General features: G+C 71.5%; 15 protein-coding genes. 5 read left to right on the forward strand and 10 right to left on the reverse strand.

The window, feature by feature from the left end:
- Positions 1–35: 35 nt before the first annotated feature.
- Complete coding sequence (locus LGI35_RS31510) at positions 36–1,322, forward strand: AI-2E family transporter (protein ID WP_227297680.1); 1,287 nt, start codon at positions 36–38, stop codon at positions 1,320–1,322.
- 21 nt (positions 1,323–1,343) lie between these two features.
- Here LGI35_RS31510 and LGI35_RS31515 read toward each other — a convergent pair whose 3' ends face one another.
- From LGI35_RS31515 to LGI35_RS31530, 4 genes are all read right to left on the reverse strand, one after another.
- On the reverse strand, positions 1,344–2,162 hold the full coding sequence (locus LGI35_RS31515) for a hypothetical protein (RefSeq protein WP_227297681.1): 819 nt from the start codon (positions 2,160–2,162) through the stop codon (positions 1,344–1,346).
- On the reverse strand, positions 2,162–2,599 hold the full coding sequence (locus LGI35_RS31520; protein WP_227297682.1) for a hypothetical protein: 438 nt from the start codon (positions 2,597–2,599) through the stop codon (positions 2,162–2,164). Before LGI35_RS31520 ends, LGI35_RS31515 begins: the two co-directional genes overlap by 1 nt.
- A 238-nt stretch (positions 2,600–2,837) precedes the next feature.
- Positions 2,838–2,984 carry a hypothetical protein gene (locus tag LGI35_RS31525; protein WP_227297683.1) on the reverse strand — a complete coding sequence of 49 codons (147 nt, stop codon included), beginning with the start codon at positions 2,982–2,984 and terminating at the stop codon, positions 2,838–2,840.
- On the reverse strand, positions 2,981–3,181 hold the full coding sequence (locus LGI35_RS31530; protein WP_227297684.1) for a hypothetical protein: 201 nt from the start codon (positions 3,179–3,181) through the stop codon (positions 2,981–2,983). Before LGI35_RS31530 ends, LGI35_RS31525 begins: the two co-directional genes overlap by 4 nt.
- 362 nt (positions 3,182–3,543) lie before the next feature.
- Between LGI35_RS31530 and recA the strand changes: the two genes are divergently transcribed.
- The 4 genes from recA to LGI35_RS31550 all read left to right on the forward strand — a co-directional run bounded on the left by recA (position 3,544) and on the right by LGI35_RS31550 (position 9,442).
- Entirely contained in the window at positions 3,544–4,668 is a 1,125-nt protein-coding gene (recA, locus tag LGI35_RS31535; RefSeq protein WP_227297685.1) for a recombinase RecA, read from the forward strand.
- Positions 4,669–4,671: 3 nt separating this feature from the next.
- Complete coding sequence (recX, locus tag LGI35_RS31540) at positions 4,672–5,436, forward strand: recombination regulator RecX (RefSeq protein WP_227297686.1); 765 nt, start codon at positions 4,672–4,674, stop codon at positions 5,434–5,436.
- A gap of 338 nt (positions 5,437–5,774) precedes the next feature.
- Positions 5,775–6,905 carry a helix-turn-helix domain-containing protein gene (locus tag LGI35_RS31545; RefSeq protein ID WP_227297687.1) on the forward strand — a complete coding sequence of 377 codons (1,131 nt, stop codon included), beginning with the start codon at positions 5,775–5,777 and terminating at the stop codon, positions 6,903–6,905.
- The gene (locus LGI35_RS31550; RefSeq protein ID WP_227297688.1) at positions 6,902–9,442 is read left to right on the forward strand and encodes an FtsX-like permease family protein; all 2,541 of its coding nucleotides are present in this window, start codon (positions 6,902–6,904) and stop codon (positions 9,440–9,442) included. Before LGI35_RS31545 ends, LGI35_RS31550 begins: the two co-directional genes overlap by 4 nt.
- A gap of 76 nt (positions 9,443–9,518) precedes the next feature.
- Here the strand turns inward: LGI35_RS31550 and LGI35_RS31555 are convergent, their stop codons facing one another.
- The 6 genes from LGI35_RS31555 to LGI35_RS31575 all read right to left on the reverse strand — a co-directional run bounded on the left by LGI35_RS31555 (position 9,519) and on the right by LGI35_RS31575 (position 14,034).
- The gene (locus tag LGI35_RS31555; protein ID WP_227297689.1) at positions 9,519–9,944 is read right to left on the reverse strand and encodes a rhodanese-like domain-containing protein; all 426 of its coding nucleotides are present in this window, start codon (positions 9,942–9,944) and stop codon (positions 9,519–9,521) included.
- 23 nt (positions 9,945–9,967) lie between these two features.
- On the reverse strand, positions 9,968–10,501 hold the full coding sequence (locus LGI35_RS31560; protein WP_227297690.1) for a cupin domain-containing protein: 534 nt from the start codon (positions 10,499–10,501) through the stop codon (positions 9,968–9,970).
- A gap of 89 nt (positions 10,502–10,590) precedes the next feature.
- Positions 10,591–10,677 (reverse strand): putative leader peptide, encoded by an 87-nt coding sequence (locus LGI35_RS46635; RefSeq protein ID WP_311605579.1) that lies wholly within the window; start codon positions 10,675–10,677, stop codon positions 10,591–10,593.
- Positions 10,678–10,709: 32 nt separating this feature from the next.
- A complete protein-coding gene (locus LGI35_RS31565) occupies positions 10,710–12,317 on the reverse strand; it encodes an FAD-dependent monooxygenase (RefSeq protein ID WP_227297691.1) in 1,608 nt (535 codons plus the stop codon).
- Positions 12,318–12,502: 185 nt separating this feature from the next.
- Positions 12,503–13,390: an amino acid ABC transporter permease gene (locus tag LGI35_RS31570; protein WP_227297692.1), complete on the reverse strand. Its 888-nt coding sequence runs from the start codon at positions 13,388–13,390 to the stop codon at positions 12,503–12,505.
- Positions 13,387–14,034: an amino acid ABC transporter permease gene (locus LGI35_RS31575; protein ID WP_227297693.1), complete on the reverse strand. Its 648-nt coding sequence runs from the start codon at positions 14,032–14,034 to the stop codon at positions 13,387–13,389. The genes LGI35_RS31570 and LGI35_RS31575 overlap by 4 nt, the downstream gene beginning before the upstream one ends.
- Positions 14,035–14,158 lie beyond the last annotated feature (124 nt).

The raw sequence follows: 14,158 nt of genomic DNA on the forward strand, positions 1-14,158 counted from the left end.
GACCGGCTGTCGGTGGCGTGGGCGAGACTGGCTCCGTGGCAGCCACAGACGAGACCTTGCAGGCGGCATCCGACGCCTCTCCGCCCGGCCGGACGCCCCCTGGGGGAGGCGCCGCGCGTGCGCGTGCGCGGATGCCGGGCTGGCTGCCGCGCGCCATGGTGCTCGCCCTGGCCCTCATCGCCTGTTTCCAGCTGGGCAGTTGGGCGTTCCACCAACTCACCGGGCTGTTGATCAACGTATTGATCGCGTTCTTCCTGGCGCTCGCCGTGGAGCCTGCCGTCAGCTGGATGGCCGGGCGCGGCCTACGCCGGGGGATGGCCACCGGGGTCGTCTTCCTGGGCGTCACGATCGCCGGCGCGGGTTTCGTGGTCCTGCTCGGCTCGATGCTCGCGGGCCAGATCGTCAGCATGGTCGAGGACTTTCCCGAGTACCTCGACTCGGTGATCAACTGGATCAACCAGACGTTCCACACGGACCTGAACAGGGTCGCCGTCCAGGACAGCCTGCTCCACTCCGACTGGCTCCAGAAGTACGTGCAGAACAGCGCGAGCGGCGTCCTCGACGTGTCGGGGCAGGTCCTAGGAGGCCTGTTCCGGCTGCTGACGATACTGCTGTTCTCGTTCTACTTCGCCGCCGACGGCCCCCGGCTCCGGCGCGCGCTGTGCTCGGTGCTGCCGCCCGCCAAGCAGGCGGAGGTGCTGCGCGCCTGGGAGATCGCGGTCGACAAGACCGGCGGCTACCTCTACTCGCGCGGCCTGATGGCACTGATCTCCGGGATCGCGCACTACATCCTGCTCGAGGCCCTGGGCGTGCCCTACGCGCCCGTGCTCGCCGTCTGGGTCGGCCTGGTGTCCCAGTTCATCCCGACCATCGGCACGTATCTGGCGGGCGCCCTGCCGATGCTGATCGCCTTCACGGTCGACCCCTGGTACGCGCTGTGGGTGCTGATCTTCGTGGTCGTCTACCAGCAGTTCGAGAACTATGTGCTCCAGCCCAAGCTGACGGCGAAGACCGTGGACATCCACCCGGCGGTCGCCTTCGGCTCCGTCATCGCGGGCACGGCGCTCCTCGGCGCGGTCGGCGCGCTGATCGCCATCCCCGCGGTGGCGACGTTGCAAGCCTTCCTCGGGGCGTACGTGAAGCGCTACGCCGTCACGGACGACCCCCGGGTGCACGGCCACCGCACCAGATCCGGCGCGTCCCTCTTCGCGCGCATGCGGGACGTCCTGCGCAAGCCGGACGATCCGCGGGCCGAAGTGAGGCCGAGGCCGGAAGCAGACGGGGACGGGGACGGGGACGATACGCGGGACGACTCCCGGTAGACGGCTACCGACAGAGCGCGCTCAGTAGGTGATCGCCGCCCAGATTCCGGCGGCGGCGACGGCGGCCGCGTAGCAGGCGACCGCACCGCGCATCACGCCGTTCCTGGTCCTCTCGCTCCATGCCGTACGGGACATCAGCCAGGCCAGCGCGGGCAGGACGAGCACGGCGTGCAGGCTGACGCCGTGCAGCGGCTTGAGGGGCGCGGTCGAGTGGTAGGCCGCCTCCTGGTGGCCGGTCTTGGTGAGGATCACCCCGCGCGCGATCATCGCGGCGCCGGACGCCAGCGCGACGAGCAGAATCGCGCACCCGGACCGCAGCGCGAGCGGCATCCCCGTGGGCCCCGACGGCCGGCGCCGGAACGAGGCGACCGCGAACACCGAGAGCAGCACGACCAGGATCCCGCCGCCCACCGCGAGGGACATGGACACGGCCGTGTCGAAGCCGGTCTCCATGTTGAGATGCGACGGCACCCGCCGCCATGCCTGGAGGGTGATCCCGCCGACCTCCAGGACACAGTCGGCGGCGAACACGACGAGCAGGACGTTCCTGGTGCGGGCGCCGATCCGCAGATACGACGTCACCCAGGTGAGCGCGATCAGCGTCAGGCCGAAGGAGACGCCGAACGTGACCGGCTTGCGCCACGAGACAGGTCCGTCCCACGGTCCTCCGTCGACCGCGAAGACCAACAGGTGGGCGAGGCCGGAAAGGGTCAGGACCGCGCCGGTGGCGTAGCAGAGGCGCTCGGAGGGGCGGGCGGCGCGCCACAGGTCGCGTACCGCGCCGGTCAGGGCGGGGCGCGCCGGGCCCGGCAGGGGAGCGGCTGTGGTGGGTGAGGACATCAGACGCGCACCTCCTTGGGGCGGCTGAACCGGAGCACGGACACGGCACCGGCCACGACCGTGCCGGCAAGCGCGAGGAGCTCGGCCGCAGCGGAGGCGACGAGGAGCGAGTCGCCCGATGAGAGGTGGTCGCCGGTGTTGGGGGTGACGACGGCGCCGACGCCGATGAACGCGCCGACGGCCAGGACGAGCCCGGCGGTCCAGCGGTTCGGCCGCCAGGCCAACAGCGCGGCGGCCACCACCGGGATGACGATGCCGGGCGGCACGGCGGGGTAGTCGGCGCCGGCCGCGATCTGGCCGACGATCGACAGCGCGAGCAGCGCCAGGGAGGCGAGCGTGACGACGACGCCGGGGCGCCGGACCGGGCGGCGGTCCCGCGGGTGCTCCGGGAACTGGTCCGGAGGGATCCCCGGGCGGTGGTTCTGCGCGTTCTCCATGGCACAAGCCTCGCGATCGGGGGCCGCGCCGTCGTCCCCCGGCCGAAGGCACCGCTCGTACGCCGGGGGGAGTAGCCACTGGGTGGCAGCCAGATATCCGTGGGGCTTCCGGTGATGGGCCGGGCTTCGGAGGGCTGCCGTGCCGGGCTCAGGAAGACTGCTGGGGTGTGGGCCGGTCTCAAGAAGACTGCGAGGTGTGGGCCGGGCTCAAGAAGGCGGGCGGGTGGAGGTCGGGCTCTCAGGGCGAGCCGTAGGTCACCACCACGTGGTGGAAGAAGTTCTCCGCGCCGGCACCGCCCGCGGCGTCGTGTTCCTGCCACGCCTTTCCGTCGTGGTGGAGGAAGAAGGTCGAGCACCCGCCTGCCTTCTCGGTGGCGGTGCTCACCTGGCTCTGTCACGACCGATCGCCCAGCCGTCGGTGGCGGAGGCGGCGGCGACGTCCATGAACTCGGCGTCGCCGGACTCGCTGACGTACGCGCTGCGCCGGCTCTCCCCCTCCGGCAGGACGGCGGAGGCGAGGTCTGGGTGGGCGAGGCGGGCCTGGACGATGCCTTCCCGGAGTCGCTCGTATCCCGCCCGCACCCCGTCAGAGAGAGGATGAGGAGGACGGACAGCACGGTGGTCCTGCGGCGCGGGACCAAGGGCATCTGCGGACCTCCAGGCCTCGGGGAGCCCCGGAGTCGCCTCGGGGAGCGCCGGAGTCCACGAGCCCCGCATCGCAGGGCGCGTGGTGCGCGTGGTGCGCTTGACACCAAAATCGAACATCCATTCTTATGGAGTGTCCGGCGGCTCTCTCCCCAGTGTTTTCGGGGATTTCGGTGAGAGTGGCAGGGCTGTGAGCCTCGAGTTATCCACAGGCGGACGGGCGTCGAGGCCGATTGTCAGTGGCAGGCGTTAGCGTCTTTGACGTGAAGCGATCGACTCAAGCAAATCGGGTGGAACCCATGGCAGGTACTGACCGCGAGAAGGCGCTCGACGCCGCGCTCGCACAGATTGAACGGCAATTCGGCAAGGGCGCAGTGATGCGCATGGGCGAGCGGCCGAATGAGCCCATCGAGGTCATCCCCACCGGGTCGACCGCGCTCGACGTGGCCCTCGGCGTCGGCGGCCTGCCGCGCGGCCGCGTGGTGGAGGTGTACGGGCCGGAGTCCTCCGGTAAGACGACCCTGACGCTGCACGCCGTGGCCAACGCGCAGCGGGCCGGTGGCGCCGTGGCGTTCGTGGACGCCGAGCACGCCCTCGACCCGGAGTACGCGAAGAAGCTCGGCGTCGACATCGACAACCTCATCCTGTCCCAGCCGGACAACGGTGAGCAGGCGCTCGAGATCGTCGACATGCTGGTCCGCTCCGGCGCGCTCGACCTGATCGTCATCGACTCCGTCGCCGCCCTGGTGCCGCGCGCGGAGATCGAGGGCGAGATGGGCGACTCGCACGTGGGTCTGCAGGCCCGCCTGATGAGCCAGGCGCTCCGGAAGATCACCAGTGCGCTCAACCAGTCGAAGACCACCGCGATCTTCATCAACCAGCTGCGCGAGAAGATCGGCGTCATGTTCGGCTCTCCGGAGACGACGACCGGTGGCCGTGCGCTGAAGTTCTACGCCTCGGTGCGACTCGACATCCGCCGCATCGAGACGCTGAAGGACGGCACCGACGCGGTCGGTAACCGCACCCGCGTCAAGGTCGTCAAGAACAAGGTCGCGCCGCCCTTCAAGCAGGCCGAGTTCGACATCCTCTACGGCCAGGGCATCAGCCGCGAGGGCGGCCTGATCGACATGGGCGTGGAGAACGGCTTCGTGCGCAAGGCCGGCGCCTGGTACACGTACGAGGGCGACCAGCTCGGTCAGGGCAAGGAGAACGCGCGCAACTTCCTGAAGGACAACCCCGACCTGGCCAACGAGATCGAGAAGAAGATCAAGGAGAAGCTGGGCGTCGGTGTGAAGCCGGAGGCGCCCACAGCCGAGCCCGGTACCGACGCGGCGGGTGCCGCCCCCGCCGAGGACGCGGCCAAGACGGTTCCCGCGCCCGCGAGCAAGGCCACCAAGTCCAAGGCCGCGGCGGCCAAGAGCTAGTCCGTGACGCGACGAACCGACTGGGCCGATCACGCCTACCCCGCCTCCCCGACGGACCTGGGCGACGGGGGCCCGGGTGACCCGGACGGGCACGGGGCGCCGCGTGACGGCGACGGACCGAGCGACGGGGCACGGGGCGGTGGCGGTACCCGTGGCGGCGGGCGCAGCCGTGGCCGTCGGCGGCGCGGCGGCTTCGGCGAAGCGGCCGGAGGGGAACAGGACAGCGGCTCCCCGTCCTCGTCGAGGGCCGAGAAGGGGGAGCCGCCCGCGGACCCGGCGGAGCGGGCGCGAGGCATCTGCCTGCGCCTGCTCACCGGACAACCGCGCACGCGCAAGCAGCTCGCCGACGCGCTGGCGAAGCGGGACATCCCCGATGAGGTGGCGGAGGAAGTGCTGTCCCGCTTCGAGGAGGTCGGCCTGATCAACGACGGCGCCTTCGCGGACGCCTGGGTGGAGTCGCGCCATCACGGCCGGGGGCTGGCCCGGCGGGCACTCGCCCGGGAGCTGCGGACCAAGGGGGTGGACTCGGCGGTGATCGACGAAGCCGTCGGGCAGCTCGACTCCGAGCAGGAGGAGGAGACCGCCCGCGAGCTCGTGGCCCGCAAGCTCCGCTCCACACGCGGCCTCGACCGCGACAAGCGCCTGCGCCGCCTCGCGGGCATGCTCGCCCGCAAGGGATACCCGGAGGGCATGGCGCTCAGGGTGGTCCGCCAGGCCCTGGAGGAAGAGGGCGAGGAGACCGAGGACCTCGGGCTGGGGGACTTCTGAGCTCCGCCGAGTCGGGGGATTTCTGAGCCCCTGGGTGGGGGGATTTCTGAGCTTCCCCTGGTGAGGGCTTTCGAACTCGGCCGGGTGAGGTTTTCGGGCCGACGCGGCGAACGTGGCCGTGTCCGCCTGGTGAGGGGCTTTCGAGCTCCGTCGGGTGAGTGGATTTCTGCTTTCCGCCGGGTGAGGGGGCTCCTGAGATCTGCCGGGTGAGGGAGAGGGCGGCGTCGGTACGGGGGTCCGACGCCGAACTCGCCCTCACTCAGGTGGGGTTAACCCCCGGGTCATGACGCCTGGTCGCCGCAGTGCACAGGGATGTGTGCACAGGCGAGTGTGTACGCATGACACCGGAACCCGGCTCCGCCGCTCCCGCCGGCGGCCAGGAGCTGAGCGATCTCAGCGCTCTGAAGGCGCTGGCTCAGCCCCGCCGCCAGCAGATCCTCCAGCACCTCGCCCTCCACGGCCCCGCGACCTCCGCGATGCTGGCCCGCGGCCTCGGGCTCAACACCGGCGCCACCAGCTACCACCTGCGTGAGCTGGCCCGCTACGGATTCACCGAGGAGAGCTCGGCCCAGGGACCGAGCGTGGGCGGGCGTGAGCGCTGGTGGCGAGCCGTCCCGGGTGACCGCCGCTTTCCGCCCCGCAGCCGCCAGAACCCCGAAACCCGGCTCGTCATGGACGAGTTGAACCACCTCTCGTACGCCGCCGACCTCGAACTCTTCGAGCGGCTCCAGCGGCAGGGGCAGGACCTGGGAGAGTGGGCCGACGCCTTCCCCTACTCGCGCGGCACGATCCGGCTCACGCTGCCCGAACTCCGTTCGTTCTTCGAGGAGTTCATCGCTCTTCTCAACCGTTACAAGCGCCCCGACAGCGAGACCCCGGACGGCGCACGCACCGTCCTGACCCGCCTGCTCGCCTTCCCGGCACCGGCCCACCCCGATGGCACACGCGTCGACGGCACACGCCCTGACGGCGCCCACGTCGATGACACCCGCGCCGACGACGCCCCGTCACACCAGGCTCCTGCCGACGGCGTCCCGGCGCACCGGGCTCCTGCCGACGGCGTCCCGCTGCACCGGGCTCCCGCCGACGGCGCCCCGGCGCACCAGGCCCATGCGCACCGGCCTCCCGCCGCCTGCGCCCCGTCGCACCCGGCTCCCGCCGACGGCACCCTGGTGCACCAAGCTCCGCCGCACCGGCCTCCTGCCGACGATGCCTCTGCGCACCGGGCTCCCGCCGCCTGCGCCCCGGCGCACCAGGCCCATGCGCACCGGCCTCCCGCCGCCTGCGCCCCGTCGCACCAGGCTCCCGCCGATGGCGCCCCGGTGCACCAAGCTCCGCCGCACCGGCCTCCCGCCGACGGCGTCCCGCCGCACCAGGCCCATGCGCACCACGCCCCCGCCGACGGAAATCAGGCCCCTGTCGACGAAATCCCGGCCCTCCACACCACCACAGAGACGGACACGCCATGATGCTGCGCTACGCACTGCACACCGTCCGGGACCGTAAAGGGGGGTTCCTCGGTGCTTTTCTCGCCCTCATGTGCGCTGCCGCCCTCATCACGGCCTGCGGCACCCTTCTGGAGACCGGTCTGCGCGGCACCATCCGCACCGAGCGGTACGCGGCCGCGCCCGTAGTCGTCTCCGCCGACCAGAACGTCCACAAGACGACGGTCAAGCACAAGAAGGGCAAGACCAAGGTCAAGCACAAGGCCAAACCCGTCGCCGAGCGGGCCTGGTTGCCCGAGGACGCCGCGAGACGGGTCCGCGACCTCCCGGGCGTCGAGCGGGTCGTCCCCGAACTCACCTTCCTGGCACAGCCCTTGGCGCCGGGAGCCGCCGCCCCCGACCGGCCCGCGTACGGGCACGCCTGGGACTCCGCCGCGCTGACCCCCTATGCCCTGACAGCCGGGACACCACCCGCCAAGTCCCAAGACCTCGTCGTGGACCGGTACCTGGCCGACCGCGCCCACCTGACACCCGGGGACAGCCTCACCGTCCAGTCCACCCGAGCTCCGCGCACCTACCGCGTCACCGGGATCGCCGCGCCCGCCGGGCATGCGTCAGTGACCCACCAGACCTCCCTGTTCTTCACCACCTCGGAGGCCCGCCGCCTCGCCGGCCACCCCGGCCAGGTCACCGCCCTCGGCGTCATCCCCGCCCCCGGTCAGAAGCCGGCAGAGCTGGCGCGTGCCGTCGCCGAGGCACTCGACGGCACGACCGCCCAGGTCACCACCGGCGACGCCCGTGGCCCCGTCGAGTTCCTCGACGCGGCGGGTGCCCGCATCAAGCTCGTCAGCATGGGTGGCGCGATGGGCGGCACCTCCCTTCTCGTCGCGGTCCTTGTCGTCGTCGGCACCTTCGCGCTCTCCGTTCAGCAACGCCACCGCGAACTCGCCCTGTTGCGCGCCATCGCGGCCACGCCCCGGCAGATCCGCAAGCTCCTGGGCCGTGAGGCGCTCATCGTCGGCGCCGCCGCGGGCGTCCTGGGCTCCCTCGCCGGGCTTCCGCTCGGAGGGTGGCTGTATCACCGCTTCGTCGAACTCGGAGCGGTGCCGCCGACCCTCGAACGGACCGTCAGCGTCTTCCCGTTGTTCGCGGCCGTCGGCGCCACGCTCCTCGGTGCCTGGGCCGCCGCCCGGATCTCGGCCCGCCGCATCGCCCGTATCCGCCCGGCCGAAGCGCTCACGGAGGCCAGGGTCGAGCGTGCCCGACCGGCCTGGGGGCGCGTCGCAGCCGGGATCGCGCTTCTCGCGGGCGGCGCTGTCCTCGTCGCCGTACTCAGCGCGCTGCGCACCGAACCGGCGTCAACTCCCGTGACCTTCCTGGCCGTCGTCGTCCTCGCCTCCTCCGTCGCACTGCTCGGCCCGCTCCTCGTGAAGGGTGCCGCGGCCCTCCTGGCCGGACCGCTGCGCCTCACCGGGCCCGGCGGCAAACTCGCCACCGCCAACCTCCGCGGCAACGCAGCCCGCATGGCCGCCGCCGTCACACCGCTCGCCCTCCTCATCGGCATGACCTGCACCGTCCTCTTCACCCAGCCGACCCTGGGCGACGCGGCACGAGCCCAGGCGCGCGAAGGCATCCGGGCCGACTGGATCGTCGCGGCCCAGGGGCCCGGCGTCCCCGCCGAGGCCGCACGCAAGCTACGCGCCGCCAAGGGCGTCGTCGCGACCGAGGTCGTCCGCACCACCGTGCGCGTAGGACTCGCCAAGTACCCGGCTCAGGGCGTCACCCGCGAAGGCCTCACGCGTACGTGGGACCCGGACGTCACCGCGGGATCGCTGAAGGGCTTCCGGCGGGACGGCGTCGCCGTCAGCGAACTCGCCGCAGATCAGCTCCACTTGCAGCCCGGCAGCAGGCTCAAGCTGACACTCGGGGACGGCACACCGGCCACCCTCACCGTGGCGGCCGTCTACGCGAAGGGTCTCGGCTTCGGCGATCTGACCCTGGCCCATGACCTGGTGGCCCGGCACGTCGACAATCCCCTCGCCTCCTCCGTGCTCGTCAGGACCAGCCGTACGGAGGAACAACTCGTGAGCACCGTCAGGGAGTTCCCCGGTCTGCGCGTTCTCGCCCCCGAGGCGGCCGACGACCTCCAGGCCGAACGCCAGCAGGAAAACGCCGAGGTCAACCTCCTCGCCATGGGCCTGATCCTCGCGTTCACCGCGATCGCCGTCGTCAACACCCTCGCGATGTCGGTCTCCGAACGCATCCGGGAGTTCGCGATGCTCCGCCTCGCCGGCGCCACCCGCCGTCAGGTCTTGAGGATGCTGCGCACCGAGGCCCTCGCCGTGTTGCTCATCGGCACGACCCTGGGCAGCGGAATCGCACTGGCCGTCCTGACGGCGTTCAGCGTCGGGATGACCGGCAGCGCCGCCCCCGCCGTCACACCCCTCGTCTACGTGGCCGTGGTCGCCGCCGCCGGACTCCTCGCGCTCACCGCGACCGCCCTGCCCGGCCGCGCCGCCCTGAAGCCCCGACCGGTGGAGGTGGCAACAGCCAAGGAGTAAGGGGCAGTACGCAATGGTGGGCGCCCCTTACGCCGGGGCGCCCACCCTCACGTACTCCTGCAGCCGCGCGCGACCGTCACTCGGACACCGGCAGTCCTGCCGCCTTCCACGCCTGGAAGCCCCCGACCAGATCCGTGGCCCGGTGCAGCCCCAACTGCCGCAGGGAGACGGCGGCGAGGCTCGACGCGTAGCCCTCGTTGCAGACGACCACGACACGCAGATCGTGGCTCGTGGCCTCGGCCGCGCGATGGCTGCCCTGCGGATCGAGCCGCCACTCCAGTTCGTTGCGCTCCACCACGAGTGCCCCGGGGATCAGCCCGTCCCGCTCGCGCAGCGCCGCGTAGCGGATGTCGACGAGGAGCGCGTCGCCCGCCGTGGCGGCCGCATGCGCCTCGTCGGCCTCGACCCGGTCCAGGCCGAGGCGCACCCGGTCGAGCAACTCGTCGATGCCCTCGGGCCGTTCACCACCCGAGCCGCTCACGTCTCCCACCCCAGCAGTCACGTCTCCCACCCTGCCCCCTCCGCTCACTGCCAGTCCTCCGGCCGCTCCACCGTCTCGAGTCGCAGCACCGCGCCCGTGCGGCTGTAGCGGCGGATCTGCGGGAGCGGCGGGTAGTAGGCGTGCACGGAGACCGCGTGCTCGCTCGTGGACTCGTTGAGAACCTCGTGCACGTGGTGCTGCCCGAAGGCCCTGCCCTTGCCCGCGGTCAACGTCCGTTCGCGGTCGACTCCTTCGGACAGTTCGAGCGTCTTCCAGCCGTCGGCGGGCAGCCGGGCCGTGAGTGAGTTCTCCTTGAGCTCGCCCGACGCCGTGAGGAAGGCGCCGACGGATTCGGCGTGGTCGTGCCAGCCGGTGCCGGTGCCGGGCGGCCAGCCGATGAGCCAGGCCTCGCTGCCGCCGGGCCCTTCGAGCCGCACCCATGTGCGGCCCTCGGGGTCCAGCGGGAGCGAGGCGATGAGTTCGTGGTCCTCGGCGGTACGGCGTACGAAGTCGAGAAGGTCACGCTGCGTGGGCGCGGCGGTCACCAGGGAAGGGGAGGCTGAGGCAGACACGGACACCGTCCTGAAGGTTCGCGGAAAGCGCGCGAGAAGGCCCGGAAGAGCCCGTGAACCCGGGAAAAGGGGGCGCGCAGAGGGGAGAGGCGAATTCAGCAGGACGGGCGACACACGCAGCCCGCATAGCGGACGAGGTCCATATGGACCCTCCGCCACAGGCGCACATCGGTGTCGGTCACGCTCCGGAGTACACCATGGCGGAGGGGGTCGGTCAACTTGTTCGGGCGGCGCTCCCGGCCTTCGCGCCGTCCTCCACGGGCCCCCCGAGCGCGGCTTGCGCGGCCGCGTGCAGCTGAGCGGGATGCACCCCGCTCAGGGCCGTGACCAGGTGGCCGTCCGGGCGCACAAGGAGTACGGAGTGTGCCGGGGCGCCCGGGTAACTCTCCGCGACCAGCAGCTCCGCCTCGTACGGGAGCGCGGTGACGGCGGCCGCGAGCCGTGGCATGACACCGGCCGAGACCCAGTGCCGCCGCTCCCACACACCCGTGCCGGGCGCGATCAGGACGACGAGCAGGTGACCGAGGCCGAGCCGGTCCCGCAGCCGGACGAAGGACCCGTCGGGGGCCGTGACCCGCACGTCCCGGACGGGCGCGCCCGGAGCCGTACCCACGGCGACCGCCGCTTCGGAGGGCTCCGGCGCGAGAGGTGATTCGGCGTACGTCCCCGGAGCCCCCAGCGCTCCGTGTCCCAGGTGACCGTCCGTGAGCAGCACGTCATGGCCGCGCGCGGATCCGGCGACGTACGAGCGCAGTCCCTTGCCGCCCCGCAGTATCGGCAGCGCCTGGTCGGCGGCGCGCAGCCGCCCCGCGACGACGGCGCGGCGCTCGGCCTGATAGCTGTCGAGGAGCGCCTCGTGCGGGCCGTCGTGCCAGGCGACGGCCAGCTTCCAGGCGAGGTTGTCCGCGTCCCTCAGCCCCTCGTCGAGGCCCTGGGTGCCGAGCGCGCCGAGCAGGTGCGCCGCGTCACCGGCGAGGAAGACCCGGCCGACCCGCCACCGCCGGGCCAGGCGGTGGTGAACCGTGTGCACCCCTGTGTCCAGCAGCTCGTACGGCGGTGTCGAGCCGGCGCACCAGCCGGCCAGCGTCTCCCGGATGCGGGTCACCAGGATGTCGGGCGTGACGAGCTCGCTGCGGGGCGGCAGCAGCCAGTCGAGGCGCCAGACGCCGTCGGCGAGGGGGCGGCCGACGACCTCCCCGCCGGTCGGGCCCGACGTCCGCCAGGGAAGGCTCCGATGAAGCAACGCCTCGCCGGGCCAGGGAAGTTCCGTGCGCAGCGCGGCGACGGCGTGTCGCTCGACGGACGTGCGGCCGGGGAAGCGGATGTCGAGCAGCTTGCGGACCGTGGAGCGCGGGCCGTCGCAGCCCACCAGGAAGCTCCCGCGCCACCAGGTGCCCTTCGGGCCGCGGGTGTGCGCGGTCAGTGCGCCGCTCTCCTGCTCGATCGAGTCGAGGCGGCTGTTCACGGCGACCTTGATGAGCCGCTCGCCGGCGGCGGCCTCGCGCAGGGCGCCCGTCAGTTCGTGCTGGGCCAGATGCAGGGGCGAGGGCATCTGCTCACCGAAGGCGAGTTCCCGCATCACCTGTTTGCGCCGCAGGGAACGCCAGCCGGTCCACCGCGCGCCCGTCGCGTCGAACGACGTCCGGGCGAGCCGCTCCATGAGGGCGGCGGTGTCCTCGCGGAGGATCACGGTCCGTGCGGGGCGCTGTTCGTCCTTGCCGGGACCCTCGTCGAGCACGACGGAGGGCACGCCGTGGCGGGCGAGAGCGAGGGAGAGCGTGAGCCCGACGGGGCCGGCTCCGACGACGATCACCGGGTCCACGGCGCGGCTCCTCCTGCCCCGGGGAGTGCTGTGGGAGGCGTACAAGAAAGGGCAGTTGGAGCGGGGTGCGCGATCACAGAACGTATGCAACCCATTGCGGGTGCTTGCGTCAAGTGACGGAGGCAGTGGCGATCATGCCACTGCCTCCGTTTGCTCACATCTCGTCAGTTCTTCTGCAGAGTGGTTCAGTCGGTCCCGTCCACGACGGAGGGCTCGGTGGCGGCAGCCACCGCGATGCCCGTCTTCGCGCGACGGCCGCGCCGCTCGATCCAGGTGGCGAGCCCGGCCAGGGCCAGACACAGTGCCACGTAGATCGCGCCGACGACGATGACCACCGCGGTGATGGGGTTCTCGCCGTTGACGATGATGTTGCTGGCCATCGTGCGGGCCGCGAAGAGCAGTTCGCTGTACGTGATGATGTAGCCGAGCGAGGTGTCCTTGAGGGTCACCACGAGCTGGCTGATCATCGTCGGCAGCATGGCGCGCACGGCCTGCGGCAGCAGCAGCATCGTCATGACCTGCGACTTGCGCAGCCCCAGTGCGTACGCGGCTTCCACCTGTCCGCGCGGCACGGCGTTGACGCCCGCCCGGATCACCTCGGCCTGCACACAGCCGTTGTAGACGGTCAGGCCGATGACGAGCGCCCAGAAGGCGGTGTTGTCGCCGACGACGCCGAGGTCGTTCTTGTAGGTCAGGAACAGGAACCACAGGGCGTAGATCGTGATCAGCAGCGGGATCGCGCGGAACAGTTCGATGAAGCCCGTGGCCGCCCAGCGGACCGTCTTGTGCTCGGACAGGCGCGCGACGGCCAGGAGCAGGCCGAGCACCAGGGAGAGCACGCCGGCGACGGCGAACACCTTCAGCGTGGTGACCACGCCGTCGCGGATGCTGGTCCGCACACCGGCGTTGTTGAAGATGTTCCAGACCTCGGGCTCCAGCTGCCCCTTGACGTTCATCCGGTAGAGGGTGAACGCGATCAGGCCGAGGACGGCCAGGGAGCCGGCGACCGTGTAGATGCGGTTGCGCACCCGGGCCTTGGGGCCCGGTGCGTCGTACAGGACGCTCGAACTCATCGTGCGACCCCCATGCGCCGCTCGAGCAGCCGGAAGAGACCGCTGATGGTGAAGGTGATGACCAGGTAGCCGAGGGCCACCCAGAGGAAGATCCAGGCGATGGCGAAGCCCTGGTCGCTGAGCAGCTTCTGCACGCCGAACAGCTCGGTGACACTGAACGCGCCCGCGATCGCCGAGTTCTTCGTCAGCGCGATGAAGATCGAGCTGAGCGGCGGCAGGACGGTGCGGGTGGCCTGCGGAAGGATGATCAGGCGCAGCGTCTGGAAGAAGGTCATTCCGATGGACCGGGCGGCCTCCGCCTGTCCCAGCGGCACCGTGCTGATGCCGGACCGGACGGCCTCGCACACGAACGCCGAGGTGTAGAAGCCCAGCGCCATGAGGGCCTTGGCCCACGGGCTGAGGCCCGGCATGAAGATGACCGGAACGACGAACCACGCCACAAGGAAGAGCAGGGTCAGCGGGGTGTTCCTGAAGAGCGTGACCCAGGCGGTGCCGAAGAAGCGCAGCGGGGGCACGGGTGAGACACGGAACCCGGCGATGATGACACCCAGGATCATCGCGAGGAGCCCGCTGGCCAGGGTCAGCAGGACGGTGCCTATGAACCCCTCGCGGAATTCCGCGAGATGGTCGAGCAATACGTTCACGGGGATGTCCTCGTGGGCGGCGGCGGACAGGCAGCGAGGGCCGGGCCACGGGCGCACTGTGCGGTTGCGCCCGTGGCGGGCCGGTCACTGCCGGGGGGTCGTACGGTGCGGGCCGGGGCCCGCA

The organism is Streptomyces longhuiensis (assembly GCF_020616555.1).
GTDB lineage: Bacteria > Actinomycetota > Actinomycetes > Streptomycetales > Streptomycetaceae > Streptomyces > Streptomyces longhuiensis.